At 70.8% G+C, this 23,422-nt stretch carries 20 protein-coding genes; 7 read left to right on the plus strand and 13 right to left on the minus strand.

What is annotated here, in order from left to right:
* Nucleotides 1–68: 68 nt before the first annotated feature.
* A complete protein-coding gene (locus BLT28_RS05555; RefSeq protein ID WP_030432362.1) occupies nt 69–515 on the plus strand; it encodes a methyltransferase in 447 nt (148 codons plus the stop codon).
* Here the strand turns inward: BLT28_RS05555 and BLT28_RS05560 are convergent.
* Nucleotides 484–1,179, minus strand: a complete 696-nt coding sequence (locus BLT28_RS05560) for a DUF6882 domain-containing protein (RefSeq protein ID WP_030432363.1) — start codon at nt 1,177–1,179, stop codon at nt 484–486. The two genes, BLT28_RS05555 and BLT28_RS05560, sit on opposite strands and share 32 nt — an antisense overlap.
* A 136-nt stretch (nt 1,180–1,315) precedes the next feature.
* Here BLT28_RS05560 and BLT28_RS05565 point away from each other — a divergent pair, with 136 nt between their 5' ends.
* A complete protein-coding gene (locus BLT28_RS05565; RefSeq protein WP_030432364.1) occupies nt 1,316–2,197 on the plus strand; it encodes an alpha/beta fold hydrolase in 882 nt (293 codons plus the stop codon).
* Between the two features lie 35 nt (nt 2,198–2,232).
* Here BLT28_RS05565 and BLT28_RS05570 read toward each other — a convergent pair whose 3' ends face one another.
* On the minus strand, nt 2,233–3,069 hold the full coding sequence (locus tag BLT28_RS05570; RefSeq protein WP_030432365.1) for an NAD(P)-dependent oxidoreductase: 837 nt from the start codon (nt 3,067–3,069) through the stop codon (nt 2,233–2,235).
* Nucleotides 3,070–3,133: 64 nt separating this feature from the next.
* On the opposite strand from BLT28_RS05570, the gene BLT28_RS05575 reads away from it, so the two are divergent.
* Nucleotides 3,134–3,508, plus strand: coding sequence for a MerR family transcriptional regulator (locus BLT28_RS05575; protein ID WP_030432366.1), 375 nt, complete (start codon nt 3,134–3,136; stop codon nt 3,506–3,508).
* A gap of 204 nt (nt 3,509–3,712) precedes the next feature.
* On the opposite strand, the gene BLT28_RS05580 is transcribed toward BLT28_RS05575, so the two are convergent.
* The 4 genes from BLT28_RS05580 to BLT28_RS05595 all read right to left on the minus strand — a co-directional run bounded on the left by BLT28_RS05580 (nt 3,713) and on the right by BLT28_RS05595 (nt 12,364).
* A complete protein-coding gene (locus tag BLT28_RS05580; RefSeq protein WP_156051548.1) occupies nt 3,713–4,543 on the minus strand; it encodes a methionyl-tRNA formyltransferase in 831 nt (276 codons plus the stop codon).
* Nucleotides 4,543–4,743, minus strand: coding sequence for an MbtH family protein (locus BLT28_RS05585; protein ID WP_030432368.1), 201 nt, complete (start codon nt 4,741–4,743; stop codon nt 4,543–4,545). Before BLT28_RS05585 ends, BLT28_RS05580 begins: the two co-directional genes overlap by 1 nt.
* Nucleotides 4,744–4,754: 11 nt before the next feature.
* Nucleotides 4,755–10,865 (minus strand): non-ribosomal peptide synthetase, encoded by a 6,111-nt coding sequence (locus BLT28_RS05590; protein ID WP_162184913.1) that lies wholly within the window; start codon nt 10,863–10,865, stop codon nt 4,755–4,757.
* 371 nt (nt 10,866–11,236) lie between these two features.
* Complete coding sequence (locus BLT28_RS05595; protein WP_231950638.1) at nt 11,237–12,364, minus strand: carboxylate-amine ligase; 1,128 nt, start codon at nt 12,362–12,364, stop codon at nt 11,237–11,239.
* Nucleotides 12,365–12,556: 192 nt separating this feature from the next.
* On the opposite strand from BLT28_RS05595, the gene BLT28_RS05600 reads away from it, so the two are divergent.
* On the plus strand, nt 12,557–13,369 hold the full coding sequence (locus BLT28_RS05600) for a class II glutamine amidotransferase (RefSeq protein WP_197683977.1): 813 nt from the start codon (nt 12,557–12,559) through the stop codon (nt 13,367–13,369).
* A gap of 31 nt (nt 13,370–13,400) precedes the next feature.
* On the opposite strand, the gene BLT28_RS05605 is transcribed toward BLT28_RS05600, so the two are convergent.
* From BLT28_RS05605 to BLT28_RS05630, 6 genes are all read right to left on the minus strand, one after another.
* Nucleotides 13,401–14,849 (minus strand): SDR family oxidoreductase, encoded by a 1,449-nt coding sequence (locus BLT28_RS05605; protein WP_030432372.1) that lies wholly within the window; start codon nt 14,847–14,849, stop codon nt 13,401–13,403.
* A gap of 37 nt (nt 14,850–14,886) precedes the next feature.
* Complete coding sequence (locus tag BLT28_RS05610) at nt 14,887–16,347, minus strand: cryptochrome/photolyase family protein (protein ID WP_030432373.1); 1,461 nt, start codon at nt 16,345–16,347, stop codon at nt 14,887–14,889.
* Nucleotides 16,344–17,588: an NAD(P)/FAD-dependent oxidoreductase gene (locus BLT28_RS05615; protein ID WP_030432374.1), complete on the minus strand. Its 1,245-nt coding sequence runs from the start codon at nt 17,586–17,588 to the stop codon at nt 16,344–16,346. Before BLT28_RS05615 ends, BLT28_RS05610 begins: the two co-directional genes overlap by 4 nt.
* 95 nt (nt 17,589–17,683) lie before the next feature.
* The gene (locus tag BLT28_RS05620) at nt 17,684–18,604 is read right to left on the minus strand and encodes a hypothetical protein (RefSeq protein WP_156051550.1); all 921 of its coding nucleotides are present in this window, start codon (nt 18,602–18,604) and stop codon (nt 17,684–17,686) included.
* A 200-nt stretch (nt 18,605–18,804) separates the two neighbouring features.
* The gene (locus tag BLT28_RS05625; protein WP_052407928.1) at nt 18,805–19,671 is read right to left on the minus strand and encodes an alpha/beta hydrolase; all 867 of its coding nucleotides are present in this window, start codon (nt 19,669–19,671) and stop codon (nt 18,805–18,807) included.
* Nucleotides 19,668–20,657: a hypothetical protein gene (locus BLT28_RS05630; protein WP_197683978.1), complete on the minus strand. Its 990-nt coding sequence runs from the start codon at nt 20,655–20,657 to the stop codon at nt 19,668–19,670. The genes BLT28_RS05625 and BLT28_RS05630 overlap by 4 nt, the downstream gene beginning before the upstream one ends.
* Nucleotides 20,658–20,755: 98 nt before the next feature.
* Between BLT28_RS05630 and BLT28_RS05635 the strand changes: the two genes are divergently transcribed.
* The 3 genes from BLT28_RS05635 (at nt 20,756) to BLT28_RS05645 (ending at nt 22,450) form a co-directional block, all read left to right on the plus strand.
* Nucleotides 20,756–21,226: a MarR family winged helix-turn-helix transcriptional regulator gene (locus tag BLT28_RS05635; RefSeq protein WP_052407929.1), complete on the plus strand. Its 471-nt coding sequence runs from the start codon at nt 20,756–20,758 to the stop codon at nt 21,224–21,226.
* 154 nt (nt 21,227–21,380) lie between these two features.
* Entirely contained in the window at nt 21,381–22,022 is a 642-nt protein-coding gene (locus BLT28_RS05640; RefSeq protein ID WP_030432378.1) for a formylglycine-generating enzyme family protein, read from the plus strand.
* A 38-nt stretch (nt 22,023–22,060) separates the two neighbouring features.
* Nucleotides 22,061–22,450, plus strand: a complete 390-nt coding sequence (locus BLT28_RS05645; RefSeq protein WP_030432379.1) for a RidA family protein — start codon at nt 22,061–22,063, stop codon at nt 22,448–22,450.
* Here BLT28_RS05645 and BLT28_RS05650 read toward each other — a convergent pair.
* A complete protein-coding gene (locus tag BLT28_RS05650) occupies nt 22,447–23,406 on the minus strand; it encodes a helix-turn-helix transcriptional regulator (protein WP_030432380.1) in 960 nt (319 codons plus the stop codon). The genes BLT28_RS05645 and BLT28_RS05650 overlap by 4 nt on opposite strands.
* Nucleotides 23,407–23,422 lie beyond the last annotated feature (16 nt).

Here is a 23,422-nt window from a genome sequence, read left to right on the forward strand (position 1 = left end):
CCCCGATCGCCCGGTGCACGGTCGCCCGCCCGGCACTGAGAACGCCGTCTCAGCCGAACCTGGCCGCCGTGGCCGACCGCTGCACTCTGGTCCCCGGCGACTTCACCGAGTCCGTGCCCGCCAACGGGGACGTCTACCTGCTGTTGCGTATCCCGCACGACTGGGACGACGCGCAGTGCCACGCGATTCTCGCCACCTGCGCGGCGAACATGCCCGAGCACGCCGAGCTACTGGTCATCGAACGCCCGTTCCCGGAGACCGCGGACACGGATTCCCTTGCCGTGCCGTGGGACGTCCACATGCTGTGCAACGTCGGCGGCCGTGAACGCACCGCCTCCCAGTACTGCGCACTGTTGACCAAAGCGGGCTTCGAGGTCACTGGCAGCCATTCGCTGTCGCTGGACGCGTACGTGCTGCGTGCGCGGGCCAGGACTTCTGGCCCGCGTTCGAGCACGAGCGCACTCGTCGGCGCAGCGGATGGGCTCAGCCGCGCGTGGCCGACATCCGCGACATGAGGTTGTCGGCGGTGAACTCGACCGCGATCTCGAAGCCGGTTCCCTTGAGCACCAACGTGGATCCGGCCGACTCCACGCCGAGGCCGCGGTTCACGGCGTAGGAGTGGAAGGCGCGGCGGTGGTCGTACAGGCGCAACTCCACGACCCCCTGCTGGAGGAGGCGCGTCGTGCCCGCCAAGTCGGGCTCGGGCAGCAGCAGGTCCGGGTGCCCCACCAGGAACCCGGCACGCGTGCCCCCGCCGGTGGGCCCCTGGTAGCCCGACCAGCGCCCGGTTGCGGCCTTGGTGGCCTCCACCATCAGCGAGGCGACGTGCGCGGGCTCGGTGGGGGAGCCCGGCAGCGCGTCGAAGGGGACCTCGGCGGTCGCCAGCTCCGGGATGCCGTGGCGCTCGCCGAACTCCTTGGCGCGCAAGGCCAGCCCGAGAACTTCGGAGCTGTAGCCGAACGGGTTGGCCCAGCTCCACAGCCACGTGCGCGGACCGGGCGCGGCGCTGCCGAGGAGGTCCACGGTCTCGCAGACGAGCGGGGTGTCGCCGACGAACTCGAACCGGTGCTCGGCCAGGTTCACCTTCCAGGAGTGCTCGCCGACGCGTGCCGACAGGTGCTGCTGGTGCTCGAAGGAGAGCAGTGCCGCGTCGTCCTGGAGTTCGAGGAAGGTTGGCATACGCGGAGATTACGGCACGCTCTCCCGGGCGAGGACGACTTCGCCCGCGCCCGCAAGGAGTTCAGCCTCGGCTGAAGTGGTTACCGCGGCAGCGGACGGGGTACGTCGACGAATCGACTGCGAGAAAGGGGAATCCGTGGTGGCATCGGTCGTGCACAGGACCGTGGAGTTGGATGGAACGCCGATCTTCTACCGCGAGGCCGGGCCGCCCGACGCGCCCGTTGTCGTTCTGCCCCACGGTTATCCGTGTTCCTCCTACCAGTTCCGCAACCTCATGCCGGCACTCGGTGACCGGTGGCGGCTCGTCGCCCCCGACTATCCTGGCTTCGGCTACAGCGGCACACCGGATCCGGCCGACTTCGCCTACACCTTCGACGCCTACGCGCAGTTCCTCCAGCGCTTCGTGCGGCGGCTCGGGCTGACCCGGTACGTGATCTACCTCCACGACTACGGCTCCCAGATCGGTCTGCGGCTGGCCATGTCCGACCCCGGCCGGGTCGCGGGGCTGGTCATCCAGAACGGTGACATCTACGAGGACCAGCACGGCCCCAAGTACGCGCCGCTCAAGGAGTACTGGGCGAACCCGACGCCGGAGGGCCGCGAGAAGCTCGGGGACGCCGTCAGCGAGGAGGGCTTCCGCGACGAGTTCGTCGGCGAGATCCCCGACCGGCTCGTCGAGCGCGTTCCGCCCGATCTGTGGCGTCTGCACTGGGCATTGATGTCCTCGCCGTCGCGGCGCGAGAACTTGGTCACGTTGCTGGCCGACCAGCGCAACACCGTGCGCTGGTTCGCGCGGCAGCAGGAGTACCTCAGGCAGCACCGACCGCCGACGCTCATCGTGTGGGGACCGCACGACGGCTACATGCCCGAGGGCGCCGCACGGGCGTACCTGCGGGACCTGCCCGACGCCGAGCTGCACCTGCTCGATGCCGGTCACTGGGCGCTGGAGACCCATCTCGACGAGATCGCCGCCCTTATGCGCCGATTCCTCTCCCGGGTCCACCCCGCCCGTGCGTGAGCGAACCGCGCGTCACGCGTGAGGACGGCGAGCGGTCACGCCCAGAGCACGGCGAGGCGGGAGAACCCCTCCTGCCCGTACCCGGCCTCGATCGCCCGTTGCACAGTCGCCCGCCCGGCGCTGAGAACGCCGTCGTCGAGGTTGTCGGCCCGCACGGTGTCCAGCAGGTCGTCCAGGATCGCTGCCGCGGAAGTGAGGGTGGAGGCGTCCCCGGGGAAGCTGTCAGCGGCCACGTGCTCGGCGACGAGGTCGATCAGCTCGGGGAGCATGCCCGCCATCGCCTTCGCGTACCCGGTGACCTCGGCCGGGCTGATGTTCTCCGCGGCGGCCAGCCGGAAGGCGTGCACGACCCCGAACATCGACGTCCAGAACAGGTCCAGCAGCGACATGTTGAAGCCGGCGGAGCGCCCGGGGTCCTCGCCGACGTAGGTCCCGTTCTCGCCGAGAGCGGCCAGGGTGGGCTGGTGGGCTCGGTAGACCTCGCTGGGCCCGCTGTAGAGCAGTGCCGCGTCGGGCCCGCCGACGACGCCGTTCAGGATCACGCCGTCGAGGTAGTCGATGCCGTGTTCCGCCGCCCACTCGGCCATCTCGCGGGCCTGCTGGGGCGAACCGCCGGTGAGGTTGAGCAGGGTGCGGCCCTTGAGCGCGTCGGCGTCGAGGACCGCTCGCACGGCCTCGTAGTTCATCACGCACACCACGACGAGCGGACTGGCGGAGATCGCCTCGGCGGCGCTGCCCGCGATCGTGGCGTCGAGGTCGTTTCCCTTGCCGGGCGTGCGGTTCCACACGGTGGTGGGGTGGTCCGCGGCGGCGAGGGCGGTCGCGATCGCGCGGCCCATCGGGCCCAGTCCGAGGACGGTCACGGGTGTCATGGCGGCTACGCTAAACCTTCACGTCGACGTGAGAGTCACGCCTGAAGAGAGCGTGGAGCCGGGGATGAGGATCGGGGAGCTGGCGCGGCGCACGGGCATCACCGAGCGCGCGTTGCGCTACTACGAGGAACAGGGTCTGCTGCGCCCTGAACGGCGGCCGAGCGGTTACCGCGTGTACGGCGACGCCGACGTCGCGGCGGTGCGGCGCATCCGCATCCTGCTCGCCGCCGGGCTGAGCACCGCTCAGATCACGCAGGTGCTTCCGTGCATGCTCGACGATGACGGCCGGCTGGCGCCGCTGTGCCCGGAGCTGGTCGACGCGCTGGTGGAGCACCGGGAGAAGATCGGCGAGGCCATCGGGGAACTGGAGGCCACCCGCGCCAACCTCGACAGGATCATCTCCGCCGAAGCGCGAGCGGGCGGCGACCTTCGCGGATGAGGCGGTGTCCTTGCCGGTGAAACCCTGTGCCCACCGGAGGAGAACCGTGCGGCCCTGAGCCCTGCGGACCGCCACGGTGGTGTCGTGCGCCTTCTCGTTCTCGGTGGAGCTTCCTTGTCGCCCGAGGCCGATCCGGCGGCGCTCAGCGGTGGTGCGCGGCGGCGTGCCGCACCACCGGTTGGCGGTGGTGCGGCACGGTCTCGATCAGGCCAGGCGGTCGGCCGCGGTGATCCACAGCGGTCCGTCACCGCACCGCACGAGCCTGCCCACGCCCGCGGGCGGCTGGGTGAGGCTGGTGCGGCGGACCTTCCACCGCGCACCGTCGAGGATGACGACCGGTCCGGTGACGCGGGGGTTGTGGCCCATGATGTTCCACGCGCGCACCTGGTCGTGCACGGCACGCGCCGGACCGCTCAGGTCGATCTCGGCGTAGTCGGCGCCGAACAAGCCTGCCCACGGGGTGTCGTGGGCGTCCTGAGGCTGACCGGCGTCGCCCGCGGTGAGCTTGGCGAGCACTGAGGGCAGCAGTGGCACGGCCGCGCCGAGGACGCGAGTGTTGATGCCGCTGAAGGACCAGTCCTCGTCGCTGAGCGGAATCCTGGTCTGTTCCAGGATCGCGCCGGTGTCGAGTTCGGCGTCCATGCGGTGCCAGGTGACGCCGATGGACTTCTCGCCGTTGCGCACCGCCCACCCGACCGGGTTCGGTCCGCGGTAGTGCGGCAACGCCGACGGGTGGCAGTTGACCGTGCCGAGGCCGGGCACGGACACCGCCTCGCCAGGCAGCTTGCGCGGGTAGCCGTAGCTCACCGCGACGTCCGGAGCGTAGGCGGTGAGCAGCGTGGTGATCGCGGCCGGTCGGGACGGCACAGCGAGGTCGACACCGTCCGGCAGGTCGCGCTCGCTGAGCAGGTGCCCCGGCCAGTCCGCCGGGCGGCGGGCGCTCACCACGACGGGCACCTCGTGACCCAGTTCCCGCACGGCGTCCACCAGCGGCGGCGCGGTCTGCGGGAGTGCGGCTATGACGGCTACGCGCATCACGCCCGCCTCAGCGACATCGGTCGCAGATCGGTCCAGTTCCTCTCGACGTAGGACGTGCACTCGTCACGACCGTCCGGGCCGTGCACCCTCGTCCAGCCCGACGGGGTGGCGATGTGCGCCGGCCACAGGCTGTGCTGCGCCTCGGCGTTGGTCAGCACCAGGTACGGCGTCTCGGTGTTCTCGAACGGGTTTCTCACGTGGAGTCCTTTCAGGACAGTTCAGCGGCCAGCGCGGCAGGGGTGGGGCGAGCCATGACCTGGGCGAGTTCGACCGGGCGCCCGAGCTCCTCGCGCAGGCGCTGCAACAACCGGGCGGCCAGCAGCGAGTGCCCGCCGAGGTGGAAGAAGTCGTCCTCGACCCCGACGACCTCGGCGCCGAGCACCTCGGCGAACGCCTTGGTGATCACGGTCTCCTCGTAGGTGCGCGGTTCGCGCGAGGTCGTCCCGACCGGGGCCGGGGGCGCGGGCAGCGCCCTGCGGTCGACCTTCCCGTTGGTGGTCAACGGCAAGCGGTCGAGGAAGACGACGGCGGACGGCAGCATGAAGTCCGGCAGCGTGGTGCTCAGCCGCTCGCGCACGCTCGCGGTGTCGCCGGGCTCGGAGGAGACCACGTACGCGGTGAGCCGCTTCCCGCCGGTGCCGTCGGGATGGGCGACGACGGCGGCCTGCACGACACCGGGCAGCGCGGACAGCGCCGCCTGGACCTCGCCCGGCTCGATGCGGTGGCCACGGATCTTCACCTGGTCGTCGTTGCGGCCGATGAACTCGATCGCCCCGTCAGGACCGCGTCGGCCGAGGTCGCCGGTGCGGTACATCCGCGATCCCGGCGGCCCGTAGGGGTCGGCGACGAACCGAGCGGCGGTCAGGCCGGGCTGTCCCAGATAGCCGCGTGCGAGCTGCGGGCCACCGAGGTAGATCTCGCCGACCACGCCGTCCGGAACGGGCAGCAGTCCCGTGTCGAGCAGGTGCACCCGCGTGTCGGGAACCGCGGTTCCGATGGACGGCCGCTGCGGCCAGTCCGCCGCATCGCCGCCCACGTGAGCTGCGGTGACGACGTGCGTCTCCGCGGGACCGTAGTGGTTGTGCAGCGCCTTGTCCGCGCACAGCGCCCGCATCTGCTCGGTGAGCACGAGCGCTTCGCCCGCCTGCACGACGTGACGCAGCTTCGGCAGCGATTCCCGTTCGCCATCGGCGAACTCACACAGCGCGGCGAGGACCGGGTTCGGCGCGAACAGCTCTGCGACCTCGTTGTCGCGCAACCACTTCGTCCACGCGGCGGCGTCCGCGCGGGTGTCGGCGTCCGGTACGGCAAGGGTTTTGCCCCCGGCCAGCGCGGTGAACACCTCCTGCGTGGCCACGTCGAAGGCCATCGAGGTGAACTGCGCGGTGACCGTGCCCGGCTCGGTGGGGAACCGCTGTTCGTGCCAGTCGACGAGCTTGTTCAACGCGCCGAGCGTGAACACGACGGCCTTCGGCACCCCCTGGGTCCCGGAGGTGTGGACGACGTAGGCCGGGTTCGCGTCGTCGACCACGACCTCGGGCCTGGTCGCGTCGGCGCCTGCGAGCACGTCGGGGCCGTCCAGGTGCAGCGACGGAACTGATGTGTCCACTTCGGACAGTGCAGGTGCGAATTCCCGGTGCGAGAGCAGCAACGCGGGGCGAGCGTCCGCGACGAGGCGGGCGAGCCGGTCCGCCGGGTGCCTCGGGTCGAGGTGGAGGTAGGCGCCGCCCGCCTTGAGCACGCCGAGCATCGCGGTGATCGCGTCGCGGCCCCGGCGCAAGCACAGCGCCACGACGGACTCCGGGCCGATGCCGCGCTCGGCCAGCACGTGCGCGATCCGGTCGGACGCCTCGTCCACCTCGCCGTAGGTCACCGGACCGTCGGTGTCGCGAATGGCGACGGCGGCGGAGTCCTGCGCGCGAATCCGGTCGAGCACCGAGGGCGCGGCGACTGCCTCTGCCGGGTTCGGGCTCGGCACGGCGGTGAGGGCGGGTGCCGCGCACAGGCGGCCCAGTCCCTCCGCCATGACGGACAACACGTCCACCAGCCGCTGTCCGATCGCACGGGCTGCCTCCGGGCTGAGCCAGCCGGGCTGGTACTGGGTGCGAACGGTGATCTGCCTGCCGGGACTGACAAGCAGGCACAGCGGGTAGTGCGTGCCGTTGTTCACCTGGGTTGCGGTGACCGCGACTTCGGGACCGAGTTCGGAGATGAACGCGTCGGTGTAGGTCTCCAGGACGACGACGGAGTCGAACAGCTCCCGCAACCCGGTCAGCTGGGTGATCTCCGCGAGCCCGAGGTGCTGGTGCGCCATCAGCTCGGTCCGCTGCTCTTGCAGCGCGGTGAGCAGGTCAGCCCAGTCCTTCTGCGCTCGGGTGTCGATGCGCACGGGGACCGCGTTGTTCATCAGGCTGACCATGTGCTCGACGCCGTCGAGGTGCGGCGGCCGGTCGGCGACCACGGTGCCGAACACGACGTCCGTGCGGCCGGTCAGCTGCGCCAGCGTGAGCCCCCACGCGCCCAGCACCAAGGTGTTCAGCGACAAGGCGTCGCGCTGCGCCCGCGATCGCAGCTTCGCGGTCAGCTCTTCCGACAGCGCGACGACCTCGGTCGCGGGCAGCTCGGCCAAGGGGCCGTTGCGGACCGGAGCGAGCAGCGTCGGTTCGTCCACTCCGGACAGCAGGCCCCGCCAGGCCGCGAGCGCGTTCGTGGCGTCGCGGCCGAGCAGATCCTCCAGGTAGGCGCGCCCGGACGGCCGCTTCGGGACTGCGGCTCCGCGGTAGAGCGCGGCGAGGTCGGCGAGCATGACCTGCATCGACCACCCGTCCATCAGAACGTGGTGGTAGCTCAGGACGAGCCGCCACGACTCGACGTCGGTGCGGACCAGAACAGCGCGCAGCAGCGGTGGTTCGGCGAGATCGAACTGGAGCGCGCGGTCCTCCGCGACCACACCCTCCGCCGCCGTCGCACGAACGGCAGCCGGGAGGTGCGTCAGGTCGACCACGTGCAGCGGGAATTCCGCGGTGGGCGGGACGGTCTGCACCGCGCGGCCGTCGGCGTCGTGGTGGAAGCCCGCGCGCAACGCGGGGTGCAGCTCCAGCAGCTCGTTGAACGCGGCACGGAGGGCATCGACGTCGACGGGGCCACTCAGGTCGAGCAACGTCTGCACCGCGTACGGATCCGGCGCTCCGGCCGCGTGCGCGGCGTGGAACAGCAGGCCCTCCTGGAGCGGCGAGACCGGCCACGACTCACCTGCGCGGGGCGGCTGGACACCGGCGAGCCGTTCGAGCGACCGCGTCCAGTGATCGACCAGCTCCTGAACCGCGGCACGGTCGATCAGGCGTGATGCCCACCGCCAGGTCGCGGTGAACGTCGGCTCGCCGCCGCGGTCGTCGACCGCGGAGTTCACTTCGAGCAGGTGCGACAACGGCATGTCGTCGGCGCGGTGGATCCCCAGCAGCGGTGCCTCGGCCGCGAGCGGCCAGCACTCCGCCGGCATGCTGAAGCGACCGAGGTAGTTGAACAGCAGCGGGCGCTGTGGGAAGAACGCCAGGGCCTGGGCGGTCTGCGGGTTGAGGTGCCGCAGCAGCCCGTAGCCGGAGGTGTCCTCGGGCAGCGAACGCCATTCGCGGCGAACGACCTCGAACATGCGTGCGGGGTCGGTGTCGCGGCTGGTCAGCTTGGCCGGGAACATGCTGGTGAACCAGCCGACGGTGCCGGAGACCTCCAAGGCCGACGAACCGCGGCCGTGGCTCTCGGTGTCGAACAGCAGCGTGCCGTCGCCGCGCCATGCGGCGACCGCGACCGACAGCGCGGTGAGCAGGACCTCCTCCGTCGTGCCGCCGAGGCGTGCCGGTGCCTCGGTGAGCAGCGCCCGGGTGAGGTCGTTCGGAAGCGTGACTGTCAGGGTTTCCGACGTGCCGATGGTGTCGCGTGCCGGGTCCAACGGCTGGGACCACGGCCGTACAGGCGAGTCCAGCAGCGCGCACCAGTCGGTGAGCTTGTCGAGCATCGCGGGGTCGTTCGCCCGCTCGATGAGTTCCTCCACCCACTGCCGGTACGGCGCTGACCCGCCCCACGGCAGGGACTTCCCGGTGTACGCGCGCACGAAGTCGGGCAACATGATCCGCCACGACACACCGTCGACGACGATGTGGTGGACCACCAGCAACAGCCGGCCGGGCGCGTCCCCGGCGTCGAACCAGACCGCGCGGACCATCGCGCCGGTCTGCGGGGCCAGCTCGCGTTGCACGCGGACGCGCTCCGCGTCGACGACGGCGGCGAGGTCGCAGGCACCGCGAATGTCCACAACGGACAGGCAGTCGGCGGCGTCGGTCTCACCGGGTGCGTCGATGTGCGGCGTCCACACGGCGCCGCCGGCGAGCCGGGGGACTCGCATGCGCAGCGCGTTGTGGTGGTCCAGCAGGGTTTGCAGAGCTGCGACGAGCTTGTCGCGGGTGGCGTCCGCAGGGGTTTCCAGTAGTACGGCGTGGTTGAACTCGTCGACACCGTGGCGCTGCTCGCGCAGCCAGTGCATGATCGGCGCCATGCCGACCGGGCCGGTGGCGTTCTGGTGCAGCAGGTCCGCCTGCGGGGCGACGGCCTTGGCCGCCGTCGCGGCGAGTGCGGCGGCCGTGCGGTGCCGGAACACGTCCTGAGAGGTGAGGGCGACGTCCTCCCGGCGTGCCCTGCTGACGACGTGCATCGCGGTGATGCTGTCGCCGCCGAGGTGGAAGAAGTCGTCGTCGACCCCGACCGCGGCCAGGCCGAGCACCTCGGCGACGATCGAGGTGATCACCCGTTCCTCGCGGGTGCTCGGCGCCCGTCCGGTCGTGCTGGTGTGCCGGGCGGGTTCGGGGAGGGCGTCGCGGTCGAGTTTTCCGTTGGCCGTCATGGGCAACCGGTCCAGCACGATGATCGTGGAGGGGACCATGTACTCCGGGAGCGCCCTGCTCAGGTCCTGGCGCACGCCGGTGTCGTCGCGGTCGCCGACGACGTAGGCGATGAGCCGCTTGTCGCGCACGAGCACCGCGGCCTGGGTGACGCCGGGCAGCGCGGCGACGACCGCTTCGACCTCACCCGGCTCGATGCGGTGGCCTCGGATCTTGACCTGGTCGTCGTTGCGACCGGCGAACTCCAGAACACCGTCGGCTCGCCTGCGAGCCAGGTCGCCGGTGCGGTACATCCGCGAGCCGGGTGGCCCGTGCGGGTCGGCGACGAAGCGCGTGGCGGTCAGGCCGGGCTGTCCGAGATAGCCGCGTGCGACCTGCGGACCGCTGATGTAGATCTCGCCGATCTCGTCGTCAGCGGTCTCGGCCAGGTCGTCGTCCAGCACGCGCACCGCGACACCGGGCAGCCCGGTTCCGATCGGGACGCTGCCTTCCGGGGCGCGGTCCAGGTCGTACGCGGTGGTGAAGGTGGTGCACTCGGTGGGTCCGTAGACGTTGGAGACGGTCAGCCCCGGACAGGCCCGCATCACCGCGGCCATGGCCTGGGGTGAGACGACGTCGCCGCCGACCATGACGGTGCGGACCCCGTGGAAGCAGTCGGGTTGGTCGGCCGCGATCTGGGCGAACCAGACCGAGGTGAGGAACATGTCGGTGACGCCGTGCCGGGCGATCAGCTCGGCCAGCACGTGGGTGTCGAGTCGGTCGCCGGAGGGGATCACGACAGTGCCGCCGCGCGCCAGCGTCGGCCAGAGGTCGTAGGTGACGGCGTCGAAGCCGAGCGCGGACACCAGCGCGGTGACGCGGTGCCCGGTCTCGTCCCAGCGCGGGGTGCGGACGAACTCGGCGAGGTTGCCGTGGGTCACCACAACGCCCTTGGGGCGCCCGGTGGAACCGGAGGTGTAGAAGACGCAGGCCGCCTGCTCGGGGTCGGTCTCCGCGAAGGGCTCGCCGGCGTCGTGACGGGGCAGGGCGTCGATCGGGACCTCGGCGCAGCCGCTGAGGCGACCGGACGTCCGCGGGATGACGATCCCGACCGGGCAACCGGCGTCGGCGATCATCGCGGCGGAGCGGTCGGCAGGCGCTTCGGGGTCGAGCGCGAGGTAGGCGCCGCCCGCCTTGAGCACGGCCAGCAGTGCGACGACGAACTCGGCGGAGCGCGGTACGCACACCGCGACCCGGGTTTCCCTTGTGACACCGCGTTCGCGCAGGTGCGCGGCCAGCCGGCTCGACCACGCGTCGAGCTCGCCGAACGATAACCCGCCGCCTTCGCCCACCACCGCGACGGCGTCGGGGCGGTCCACTGCCCGCGCGGCGACCAGTGCCTGCACGTGCGCCTCGGCACTGCCGGGCGGGTGTCCTGACTTGATCATGGGGGAAGTCATACGTGCCGAACGGATCGCGATGAAAACTCGTCCACCCAGCACCTGCTTGAGGCGAAGATCACTAACGCTTCCCTTCGGCAGGCTGACCACGGCCGAGTGCGCCACCACCCACCGTTGTGCCGGGCGGGGCGGAAGCGGGCCCGCGTCACCTGCTCATGTCCGCGCGTGCTCACCCGCGCCGAAGGTGATGATCACCTTCAGTCACGACCGACTGTCCTCATCGGACTGTCTACTGTGATCAGAATCTCGGCCGGGCGCCGCTCCGGGGGCTCCGCGACGGCCAAAGCGCTTGACGCATCAACGAATGCGGCTCTCGTGGAACGCCAGGACACCACGCCGTTCCGATCGCTCGCACTCGATCATCCGGCCGGGGTGATCCGGATCCCGGCGGAAGCAGGCCCCCGCAGGGTGTTCGTGGCGAGGTCGCCGACCACGTCGGCGACCTCGCCACGCCGGGCGAAGGCCTGGCGTTGCCGCAGCGCGCCGTTCCCCTGAGACAGCACGATGTTCGCCAACGCCGTGACCTCGTTGAGATCGCCCAGCTCCTCGAGCGCATCCGCTGCGTGGCGGATGAGCTCGGCGAGACGCTCGGTGAACGGGGTGCGGCGCAGCCCGACCGGGTCGAGCGCTTGGCCGCGGATGCCGTCGTGCGCGCTCCGCCAGTACGCCGCACGCAACACCTCGGCGGAGACCGGGGCGGGCTCACGGGTGTCCAGCTCGCGCACCGCGGTCGCGACCAGACCACGTACCAGGGCGGCGAGCAGCACCGTCTCGTCCACTGTGGACGGGACGTCGCTGACCCGGACCTCGATGGTCGGATGGTGCACGGACGGCCTGATGTCCCAGTAGATCGACCGGTCGTCCAGCAGCACGCCGGAGTCGAGCATCGTCGTCACGACGGAGTCGAAGTGGTCGGCGGAGGTGAAGTAGGGCGGGGGGCCGGCGCACGGCCACCGCGACCAGATCACGGTCCGCCAGCTCGCGTAGCCGGTGTCGCGGCCGCGGTAGATCGCGGAGTTCGCGGTCAGCGCGAGCAACGTGGGCAGCCACGGCCGCAGGTGGTTGCCGACCAGGATCGCGGTCTCCCGATCGGCCAGCCCGACGTGCACGTGGCAGCCGCACACCCCGTGGTCGGTGGCGAGCATCCCGAACTCACGGCCCATTCGCTGGTAGCGAGACGAGTCGACGAGCGGCGCGGGGGGTTCGTCGTGAACCGGTGCCCCGGCGGCGAGCAGCCGCGCCCCGGCGTGCCGCGCCGCGGCCGAGGCCGCCGAGCGCAGCCCGATGAGGTCCTCACGCAGCTCGCCGGTGCTCCAGCACACCGACGTGTTGGTCTCGACCTGGACGGTGGTCAGCTCCTTGAACAGCGGGACGCCCATCCGCCGGCCGGCCTCGATCACGGCACCGCTGACCGGCGTGAGGTGCGCCGTCGACGGATGTGCGAGAAAGAACTCTTCCTCCACACCGACGGAGAAGGCATCTGTCACGGTCCCGATCGTCATCGCGGCGCGGCCGGACCGGCTCACCCGCAGCAGGTGAGATCCGGCTCGCGCCCGAGGTGCGACCCAGCGAGGCAACTCACCCGGTGCGGGCGATGCCCGGGCGGACCAGGTGCCGAAACGTGGAAGTGGTGACTGGAGGTCGATATGTGTCGTTGGCTCGCGTACTCAGGCTCACCGGTGTCCCTGAACGACCTGCTCTACAAGCCGGAGAACTCGCTGGTCGTGCAAGGCAAGCACGCCCAGCTCGGCGCCGAGACCACGAACGGCGACGGGTTCGGCATCGGGTGGTACGGGAGCCTGCCGATCCCCGGGATGTACCACAGCATCCAGCCGGTCTGGCACGACCGCAACCTGCACGAGCTGTCCGTCCAGGCCAAGGCGGGCCTGGTCTTCGCCCACATCCGTGCCGCCATCGGCTCCCCGGTGCAGGAGACGAACTGCCACCCGTTCCGCCACGGCCGGTGGCTGTGGATGCACAACGGTTACCTCGGCGACTTCCTCCGGGTGAAGCGCTCGCTCGTCCTCGCGGTCGATCCCAGCCTCTACCCCGAGATCGAAGGGTCAACGGACTCCGAGATCTTCTTCTACCTCGCCCTCACGTTCGGCCTCGAGGAGGACCCGCCCTCGGCGGTGGCCCGCGCGGTCGGGTTCATCGAGCACATCGGCCGCCAGCACGACGTCGAGCAGCCGGTCCAGATGACGGTCGCGACCACGGACGGCTCCACTACCTGGGCGTTCCGGTACTCCAGCGACCAGCGGTCGCGGTCGTTGTTCCGCAGCACGGACATCTCGACACTGCGTCACCAGTACCCGGACAACCCGGTGCTGCACGAGCTGTGCGACGACGCCCGGCTCGTGGTGTCCGAGCCGCTCGGCAGTCTGCGCGGCGCGTGGCACGAAGTGCCGGAGTCGACGTGCGTCGTGATCCACCAGGGCAGCGCGCAGCTGTGCCCGTTCTCGCCGACGGCGCCGCAGGTACTCGTCGGCTGAGGCGACTGCCCACTGGTCGGAAGTGCTCGCGCTACTCAGGTGCTGCTTTGAGGATGTTGCGGGCCATACCGCCGAACACGACGCCGTGGAAGGGCCAGACCGCCCACCAGTACAGGTGACCGAGCAGCCCGCGCGGGATGAAAACTGCGCGCTGCCGGTACACCGAGCCCTCGGACGTGTCGGCGACCGACAGTTCCAGCCACGCCTGACCGGGCACCTTCATCTCCGCGCGCAGCCGTAGTAGCGAGCCGTGGTGGATCTCCTCCACGCGCCACCAGTCCAGCGCCTCGCCCGTGTGCAGCACGCGCGGATCGCGTCGGCCGCGGCGCAGCCCGACCCCGCCCACGGCGCGGTCCAGCCACCCGCGCACGGCCCACGCGAGGGGGAAGGAGTACCACCCGTTCTCACCGCCGATACCCTCGATCACCCGCCACACCGCCTGCCGCGAGGCGCCGGAACGCTGTTCCCGCACATCGGTGTAGACCGAGCCGCCGGACCAGTCGGGGTCGCTCGGCAACGGCTCGGACGGGGCGCCCGCGGGGGAGGCGTTGGACCACCGGGTCTCCACCTCGCCGTTGCGGATCTTGGCGAGGGCGAGTTCCACGGCCTGCTCGTAGCCGGTCAGCCCGCCGGGGGGTGGTGGCAGGTGGGCGTCGATGTCGTGCTCGGTCCGGACGACCTCGTGCACCAGGGAGTCCACCAGCGGCCGCGCGATCGAGGCGGGCACCGGGGTGACCCAGTTGATCCAGTGCGAGGACAGCCGGGGACTGAGCACCGGTACCGGCACGATCACCCGCTTCGGCAGCCCGGCGATCCGGGCGTACCGGCGCATCATCTCCACGTAGGTCAGCACGTCCGGGCCGCCGATGTCGAAGGCGCGGTTGACGTCGGGCGGCAGGTCCAGCGCGTGGACCAGGTAGTGCAGCACGTCGCGCACGGCGATCGGCTGCACGCGGTTGCGCACCCACTTCGGCGTGACCATCGCGGGCAGGCGCTCGGTCAGGTACCGCAGCATCTCGAAGCTGGCCGACCCGGAGCCGATGACCACCGCCGCGCGCAGGACGACGGTGGGCACGCCGGAGCGCAGGAAGATCTCGCCGACCTCGGCCCGGGACGCGAGGTGGTCGGACAGCCCGTCCCCGGCCGGGGTGATCCCGCCGAGGTAGACCAGGCGCCGGACGCCGTTGTCCCGCGCGCAGTCGGCCACCGTCCGCGCGGCGCGCTGGTCGATGGCGGCGAAGTCCTTCTGGTGCAGGGAATGCACGAGGTAGTGCACGACGTCGACGCCTGCCGTCGCCGCGCGCACCGAGGTCTCGTCGAGCACGTCGCCGCGGACCACCTCGACGCGGTCGGCCCACGGCACGTCACGCAGCTTGCCGGGGTCGCGCACCAGGCACCGCACCTCGTGGCCTTCCGCGAGCAGCAGGGGCACCAGCCGCCCGCCCAGGTATCCCGTCGCTCCAGTCACCAGGCATCGCATGCGCACAGCCTTGTCGCCTCGGCGGCGGTTCGCACGTTCAGAACTGCTCGCGGTCCGATTCCTGGTCGACGACCGCCTCGATGTCGTCGAGCCGTCGCAGACCGCTGATCGCGCGGGCCATCCGGTGGTTGCCCGAGACAGCGGCGGCGTTGCGGTGGAGCCAGGCCCAGTACCCGGCGGTGAACGGGCACGCCCGGTCCCCGAGCCGCGACCTCGGGTCGTAGCAGCAACCGGAGCAGTGATCGCTCATGCGGTTCAGGTAGGCGCCGCCGGACAGGTAGGGCTTGGTGGCCATCAACCCGCCGTCGGCGTGCTGGCTCATCCCGACCACGTTCACCGGCATCACCCACGGGAACCCGTCGACGAAGGACGTGGTGAACCAGTCGCTCAGCTCGGCGGGGTGGTAGCCGCGTTGCAGGCCGTGGTTGCCGAGCACCATCAGTCGCTGGATGTGGTGCACCCAGCCGCGATCGCGCACACCCGCCAGCGCCGCCTTCAGGCACTGGGCCCGCACCGCGTCGGGGTCGAGCTCGGCCCACCAGTCCGGGAGCGGGGCGGGTGCGCGGAAGGCGTTGTTGCGCACGTACTCCCGGCCGAAGTGCCAGTACAGGTGCCACACGTACTCGCGCCAGCCCAGCACCTGCCGGATGAAACCCTCGACGCTGCTCAACGGCAGCTCACCGGTCCGGCGCTCGGCCGCGCGCACGACGTCCAAGGGATGCAGCAGCCCCAGGTTCAGCGGCACCGACAGCAACGAGTGCGCCATCGCCCAGTCCCGGCTGAGGATCGCGTCCTCGTACGGCCCGAACGCGGCCAGCCGGTGGCGCAGGAAGTGCTCCAGCGCCGCCTCCGCCTCAGCGGCGGTGACCGGGAACAGCCTCGGGCCGTCGCGCCCGACCGTGTCAAGGTCGAGGGCGTCGAGGTCGGCGCGGACGCGTTCGTCGATCTCGTCCTCCTCCGGCCACCAAGGCGGTTCCACCGGCAGCCGGGACGCACCCTTCGGCGGGGGCTCGCGGTTGTCGGCGTCGTAGTTCCACCGCCCGCCCAGCGGTTCACCGGCGTCGACCAGCACCTGGAACCGCCTGCGCTGGTCGCGGTAGAACTCTTCGAGCACGAACCGCTCGCGCCCCTGCGCCCAGTCGGCGAAGTCCTTGCGGGACAAGGCGAATCCGGGGGTGGGAAGCACCTCCGCGACGAGCCCGTCGCGTTCGAGGGCCAGCACCAGGTCTTCGGCGGCGTGCGATCCGGGCTCGTGCACGGCGACCGGACGGCCGTACTCCGCCAGCGCCGCCCGGTACGTCGGGGCGCGGAGCAGCCTCGCCCGGTCGCCGAGTTCCGCGGCGAGGTGCCGCATCCCGGAGAGCACGAGGTGCAGCTTCTGCCGGTGGTAGGGCCGCCGCCGCAGCGCGCTCTCCGCCTCGATGAGCACCACCTCGCGGTCGCCGTGGTGGAAGTGCGCTCCGAGCTGGTCCCCGAACAGCCACAGCGGGTGGTTCACGCTCCGGCACCGATCCCCACGGTGATGTCCGCGAGCACGGCGCGGGCGGCTCGACGTCCGGACACCAGGGCTCCTTGGATGGAGCTGGTGTCGCGGTGGTCGCCCGCGACGTAGCGGCGTGCACCGACGCGCACGGGCCTGCGGAGCCGGTGCGGAGCGGGCATCGCCGGAAGCGCACGCGGGATCGCATAGCGCGCAACGGTTTCCCATGACCGGGTGTCCACATCGTACAGCCGGGCCACGTGCTCGCGCACGGTCGCCTCACTGACGTCGTTGCCTGCTCCCAGCACCGAGGCCGCGACGAGCGCGCGGTCCTTCGGGGCGTAGGTGTCGGCGACCTGGCTGAGCACAACGGTGTTGACCACGGGACCACCGTCGCCGTCGAGCACCAGTACCGGACGCGTCTGCGGAGGTTCCGCCGCACTGAAGTACCACGTGGTGACCGCGTTCCAACGCGGTTCCGCGAGTTCGGGCAGCAATGTCGCGGCCACGCTGCCGTCGGTGGCGACCACCACGGCGTCGGCGGTGACGCGCTCGCCGTCCATCAACCGGACTCCGCCCGCCATCACTTCCACGACCGGGGTCTTCAACCGCACGGTTCCCTCGGGCAGGCGTGCCGCGAGCTGACGCGGCAACGCGACCATGCCCGCGGCGGGCACAACGGGCGCGGCACGGGCGAAACTGCGCAAGATCAGGTGGAAGAACCGTGACGACGTGGCCAGCTCCGGTTCCAGGAAGACACCGGCCAGGAAGGGGCGCAGCAGATCGTTGACCGCCTCGCCGGACAACGTCCAGCGCGCGAGTTCCGCTCGTGTGCTGCGGTCGGTCGCCGTCAGCAAACCGCGGTCGTCGGCGATCCAATCGCGCCCGGCCAGGACGGCAAGCGCGGCAAGATCACCCGGCCCCAGCAGTCGCTGCGCGAGCACGTCCCGCCACGCGGACGGTCCCGTGCGGGGATCGGTGAGGGCGTGCAGACCACCGTTCTTCCTGACCAGGACACCGGAGCCGAACGCCTTGGGCCGCAGCGCCTCCAGGTCGACCCGAGCCCGCACTTCCGGATACGCGGGGCAGAGGATCTGGAACCCCCGGTCCAGCCGGTACCCGTCCACCACGTCCGTGCGGACCCGTCCGCCGACCTCGTCGGCGGCCTCCAACACCTCGACGTCCACTCCGGCGGAGACCAGCACCTCCGCGGCGCTCAAACCGGCCAACCCCGCCCCGACAACCACGACCTTCGTCACGCCACGACGTTAGGCGGGTGAGGTGACTCCCGCATCCGCGGGGGTGCACCAGGGGAGCGCAGGCAGGTTGTCGTGGATCGCCTGGCCGCGCGTCGTCAACGCTGTCGGCCCTGAGCGGCGATCGCCCGGAACGCAGCCCTCTCGCTGTCGGTGGTCAGCATCCATTGGCCGTCGTTGTTGTTCTGCCAATACAGGAAATGGTGCGCGCCGCGCTCCCGGGCGAAGGCCCAGTCATCCTTGAGGATGGCGATCCGCTTCTCCTCGCCGTGGCTGGCGGAGATGCCTCGTTCGCTGATGCCCCAAGGCTTGCCGCTGGGAACCTTGATGAGGTCCCACCACCGCTTGAACCCCTTGTCGTCCTGGATCTTGACGGCGTTGCCGGGACTGGCGTAGATGTCCAGCGATACGCCGTCGGCCGCGCGCGCCGCGTCGATCCAACCGGCGGAGGTGCCGACGTTGCCCTTGGAGTTGGTCTTCCACTGGTAGGCCATCGCGGCGTACCACACCTGAACACCCGGATTGGCAGCCTTCACCACGGCGACCGTCTTGCGCATCACCTTGTTGAACGTCGCGCCGGACATGTTGTCCTCGGGCTCGTGGTAGACGGTGAAGATCGTCCCGGCGGGCAGGTCCTTGGCGAGCGCGCGCAGCTCGGCGTCGTACTTCCCGTCGATGTAGCCCCGGATGTCGTTGTTGATCGGCTTGGCCGAATACCAGTGCCGCGAACCGGCCGCCCGCCAGTTCGCCTTGTCCGAGCTGCGCAGGGTGGGGTCGAACGAACGGCGGTAGGTCAGTTTGCCGCCACCGATGTCGCTCTGCGCGCCGGACCAACCCGCCGCGTTCGCCCCCGTGCTGGCGCCGACCCAGACAGCGGCGTCGGCCTCGGCCGTGATCCCGGACGCGACCACCATGCCGAAGGCGATCAGCAGTGCCGTGCGCCTGCTTTTCACGCGCACCTCCTCGTAGTCGTTCCTCAATGGATGAGCGTTTATTTCGCGGACGACGACGGGATGCAACGGGTCGATAGGACCATTTGGTCGTGCTCAAATTGCTGGATCGGAGCGTCCTGCCAGGATCGCCGCGACCCCGGTGAGAAACACCGGCAGTCCCCGGACCCCGAACAGCGTCCCGGAATCGGCCAGAGCGGCTCGGCGCAGGTCCAAGCTCGCACATCCGGCTGCCCGCACCGACCCGCCAGAAGAACCAGGCTGCCCTGTCACGTCACCGCTGCCAACGCGGCCACGGTCTTCTCCACGATGTCGGTCTGCGCTCGGGCACGCGGCACGGTGGGAACACCATCTCCGGGCTGGGCGCCGTAGTCGGCGAAGAACGAGTGGACCGCGCCGGGGATCACCTCGAACCGCGTGCCGGGCGGGAGCAACGCGGCTGATGCGGTGATCTCCCGCGGAGTGCTGAGGGCGTCGTGTTCGGCGGAGATCGACCACGTCGACAACCCGATGCGGCCGGACAGGTCGTCCACCGGGTAGGAGGCCCACAACACCAAGCCACGGATCCGGCTGTCGGCGAAAGCGTCCCGCGCGGCCACGACACCGCCGAGCGAATGCCCACCGACCGCCCAGACCGGCACCGCGGGGTGTTCGGCCAGGACCGTGCGCGCCGCGTCGCCGCTGAGCAGCGCCATGCCGAGGGGTGCCTTGACCACGACGACCAGGAATCCGCGCGCCGCGACGCGGTGCAGCAGCGGCAGGTAAGCGCGGTGGTCCACACGGGCTCCCGGGTGGAAGACGAAACCGGCCCGGATCGGTTCCTCCGGTCGCAGCACCACTGTCGTCGCGGTGTCGACCACCCGCACCCGCTCGTCGAGCGTGGGGACCGCCGTCGCGGCGAAGGGCCGCAGGTACACCAGCGGTACGAGCAAGACGACGGTCAGGGGGGTCGTGAGCCACAACGACAGGGGTTTCTTCCGCGCTGCCGCAACGCCCCCGAGGACCAACACAGCCGCCAAGACGGCGATGTGCGCGGGATGGGCTGCGGTCAACGGTCCCCAGTCGCTGATCAGCAGCACGAGGGGAACGGCGACGCACGCCAGCGGTGGCAGGCGGTGCAGCAGGACGCGGGTCACCGGCGTATCGCCTGAGTCGTCCGGGCGACCGCCCACACCAGGAGAGCGAGGACAGCGACGAGCAGGTACTCGACTGCGGGAATCCGGATGATCTCGCCGATCTTGTCGAAGCCGCGCCAGGAGTACACCAGGACCGTCGTGGCGGCGAACGCGCCGGTGATCCACCACCGCGCTGCCGCGGTGAGCCCGACACCGTGCATCTGGGTGAGCACGAAGACCGCGACGAAGCCGAAGAGGAACATCGGCCACATCCCGTCCGGTCCTGAGTTCATCACGGCGACCAACGTCCCGTGGACGGCCACGAGCACTTCGAGGGTCAGTGTCCACCAGCGGTTGGTGTGCGCGGCCGTGAACATGAGGCTGCTCTGCAGGATCAGCAGGAACATGTAGAAGAAGCCGATGAGGTGACCGCTGGTGGATTCCATCGGGTGGTACCAGAACGTGTAGATCGCGGCCCAGCTGAACAGGTAGCCGTGGTATCGGCGGGCGAAGCGCACCACTTCGGCGGAGATCGGGGCGGGCCACGTGAGCAGCAGGCCCCGGCGGCGGTTTTCCATCAACAGCACGAACACCAGCAGCAGCACGACCGAGCCTTGTGAGCTGAAGATCGACACGTCCTGCGCGAGGCCGTCGTAGAACACTTGCGTCTGCACTTCGTGCAACGCGATGAACGCCCCGTTGAGCGCGAGAGCCACGAGATTGACCGGGTGCAGGCCGGTCGTGTACCGGCGCACCCGCGTCTGCGCGTAGTAGATCAGCCACCACGACACGAGCTGGTGGGCCGCGTACCCCAGCCACGCCGACGCCCTCGTCCACAGCGTGGGGTCGGGCAACTTCCAGTAGTACCAAGAAGCACCCTGATCGGGCAGCAGCGCGACGCCGTGCAGGCGCTGTCCGAGCAGCCACACGAGCCCGGTGAGCACCGCGCTTCCCAGCACGCCGCACAGCAGGGTCACCTGCGCCGGGCGCCGCGAATCGTTCAGCACGCTGAGCATTATGCAGACGATCAGCACGCTGAACAAACTCCCGCCCCGCGGGTCGGTGTCGGGTCCGCGGCGTCCCGGCGGTCTGGGATGATGGCGCCATGGCAGAGGGAGACGGGCTGGAGGTCGCGAACCGCCCGGGCCAGGTCGAGGCGGACGTCGCCTCCTGGCCGACCGGCAGGCTGCTCTCCGTCGCGGCGCGCGCCGTCGAGAAGCGGTTCGACGAGTTCCTCGCCACGCGCGGGCTGACCCATGCCGGGCTGATCACGCTGCACCACCTCGCGGACGGCCCCCGGTCGCAGCGGGAGCTCGCCGGTCTGTGCCGGGTCACCGACCAGACGATGAGCCGCACGGTCGACCACCTCGACCGGGCGGGGCACGTCATCCGCAGGCCCGATCCCCGGGATCGTCGGCGCACCCTGGTGAAAGCCACCGCGGCGGGCCGCCGTGCCCTGGCCGCCGCCCGGCGGGAGGAACACGACTCGGACGTCCTGCTCGGCGCCGTCGAGGACTACAGCAACTTCCGGCGCCAGCTCATCGCCCTCATCACCGCCGTCACCGCGAAGCGCTGACCTGACCGCGGCGGCTCGCCCCCGGGGAGCGCACGGCCGAGGCGGAGTCGCCGCGGTTCGTGCAGCGCCGCTTCACGGTCGTCTACTGACGGAACGTGAACACCTCAGCTGATCGGTAGGCTCGTCCATTGTGGACACGGGTGCGGGGAACGACATGGTCGCCGTTCCGTCGGGACGGGTGGCTCTGTCGGACCGGCGGACGCAGAGGAGTTGGTCGGTCGAGGTCGCGCCGTTCCAGCTGTCGGCGTTCCCGGTCACGCAGTCGTGGTACGCGCAGGTGACCGGTCAGCGGCCGAGCAGTGCACCAGGCGACCGGCTGCCCGTTGAGGGCGTCTCGTGGTGGGACGCGGTCCAGTTCTGCAACGCGTTGTCCGATCGTGAGGGGCTCAAGCGCGCGTACCGGCTCGATGCGGACGCTGAGGTACCGGAGTGGGACACCTCGGCGGACGGGTACCGGCTGCCGACCGAGGCTGAATGGGAGCACGCCTGTCGTGCGGGCACCACGGGCCCGCGATACGGCGAGCTCGACGAGATTGCCTGGTACCAGGGCAACTCGGGCGGGCGGATCCGTCCTGCCGGCGGCAAGCAACCCAACGCCTGGGGCCTGCACGACATGCTGGGCAACGTGTGGGACTGGTGCTGGGACGTCTACGACGCCGAGGTGTACGGCACCTACCGGGTGCTCCGTGGTGGTGGGTGGGCCGACGAGCACTGGAGCTGTCGGGCGTCGGTGCGCCGGCGCAGTCATCCGAGCCTCCGGATCGACGACGTGGGGTTCCGCATCGCGCGCTCGTGATCTCCGGGCGGGCGGCGCCAGGTGGATATGGTGGCGTGATGGAGCACATCGTCGCCCCGGAACGCGCCGGGAACGCAGCCGCGCTGCGGTATTCACACGGCGTCAGGGTGAACGGCCTGGTGCTGTTCTCCGGAGTGACCGGCACACAGCCGGACGGCAGCGTCTCCGCCGATCCGCGGACGCAGATCGAGGCGGCGTTCAACCACTTGGGGCTCTACCTCCGCGAGGCCGGGCTCGGGTTCGAACACGTCGTCGAGATCACCACGTACCACGTGGGACTGCGCCGCCATCTCGACAGCTTCCTCGAAGTGAAGGACCGGTTCCTGCGCGAGCCGTATCCGGCGTGGACGGCGATCGGGGTCAGCGAGTTGATCACCGAGGGGGCGCTCGTGGAGATCCGGGCCGTCGCTCAGGCGGTGGTCGCCTAGGTGCTGCGGGCCAAGCGGTGGAAGCGGTCGGCGACCTGGGCGAGGCGGTCGACCAGTTCGGGGTGGGCGGCGCGGTCGAAGTCGAAGTCCGCGTCGAGCATGCCCAGCCACAGCGCGAGCATCTCCGGGTTGTCGGAGCCGACGAAGATTCGGCAGCTCGCCTCGTCCACCGGCTCCACCACCACCCAGTCCGGCAGCCGCGCTGAGACGTGCTCGGCGGAGGCGTGCACGGTGACCGCCACGCGGTAGCGCCACACCGCCGCGCCGAGGCTCCGCTCGACGTACTCCGCGAGACCGCCGCTCGGCGCTTCCCGCACGGAGAAGCGGGCACCGTTGGGGACACGCGGGCTGATCCGGTCAGCGCGGAACATCCGCCAGTCGCGGCGTTCGGTGTCCCACGCGACGAGGTACCACCGCCCCCGCGTGTGCACGAGCCGATGCGGTTCGGCTGAGCGCCTGCTCGGTGTGCCGTCGAACGAGCGGTAGTCGAAGCGCAGCGTCTCGCGCGCACGGATCGCGTCGGCGACGGCGGTCAGCACCTCCGTGTCGATCACCGGACCGCTGCGGGGGAGCGAGAGCGTCGCGCCGTGCACCACGGAGACGCGCTCGCGGAGCCTGCTCGGCAGCATCCGCTCCAGCTTCGCGAGCGCGCGCAGCGAGGACTCCGCCATTCCGGCCACCCCCGCGCCCGCCGCCACGCGCAGGCTCACGGCGGTCGCGATCGCCTCCTCGTCGTCGAGCAGCAGCGGCGGCAGCGAAGCCCCCACGCCCAGCCGGTAGCCGCCCGCGGCGCCCGGTGTCGCCTCGATCGGGTAGTCCAGCGACCGCAACCGCTCCACGTCGTTGCGGATCGTGCGGCCGGAGACCCCGAGGCGTTCGGCGAGCTGGGCCCCCGTCCAGTCGCGTCGCTGCTGCAACAGGGCGAGGAGGCGGAGGAGCCGGGCTGCCGTGGTCATGCGAGAAGTATGCGCG

Source organism: Allokutzneria albata (assembly GCF_900103775.1).
Taxonomy (GTDB): Bacteria; Actinomycetota; Actinomycetes; order Mycobacteriales; family Pseudonocardiaceae; genus Allokutzneria; species Allokutzneria albata.

What these genes read in the sequence shown, in the direction of transcription:
- BLT28_RS05635 (WP_052407929.1), top strand. Translation starts at nt 20,756, where the DNA reads ATGGCAGAGGGAGACGGGCTGGAGGTCGCGAACCGCCCGGGCCAGGTC.
- BLT28_RS05650 (WP_030432380.1), bottom strand. Translation starts at nt 23,406, where the DNA reads ATGACCACGGCAGCCCGGCTCCTCCGCCTCCTCGCCCTGTTGCAGCAG.
- BLT28_RS05590 (WP_162184913.1), bottom strand. Translation starts at nt 10,865, where the DNA reads ATGATCAAGTCAGGACACCCGCCCGGCAGTGCCGAGGCGCACGTGCAG.
- BLT28_RS05580 (WP_156051548.1), bottom strand. Translation starts at nt 4,543, where the DNA reads ATGCGCGTAGCCGTCATAGCCGCACTCCCGCAGACCGCGCCGCCGCTG.
- BLT28_RS05575 (WP_030432366.1), top strand. Translation starts at nt 3,134, where the DNA reads ATGAGGATCGGGGAGCTGGCGCGGCGCACGGGCATCACCGAGCGCGCG.
- BLT28_RS05640 (WP_030432378.1), top strand. Translation starts at nt 21,381, where the DNA reads ATGGTCGCCGTTCCGTCGGGACGGGTGGCTCTGTCGGACCGGCGGACG.
- BLT28_RS05605 (WP_030432372.1), bottom strand. Translation starts at nt 14,849, where the DNA reads ATGCGATGCCTGGTGACTGGAGCGACGGGATACCTGGGCGGGCGGCTG.
- BLT28_RS05560 (WP_030432363.1), bottom strand. Translation starts at nt 1,179, where the DNA reads ATGCCAACCTTCCTCGAACTCCAGGACGACGCGGCACTGCTCTCCTTC.
- BLT28_RS05570 (WP_030432365.1), bottom strand. Translation starts at nt 3,069, where the DNA reads ATGACACCCGTGACCGTCCTCGGACTGGGCCCGATGGGCCGCGCGATC.
- BLT28_RS05645 (WP_030432379.1), top strand. Translation starts at nt 22,061, where the DNA reads ATGGAGCACATCGTCGCCCCGGAACGCGCCGGGAACGCAGCCGCGCTG.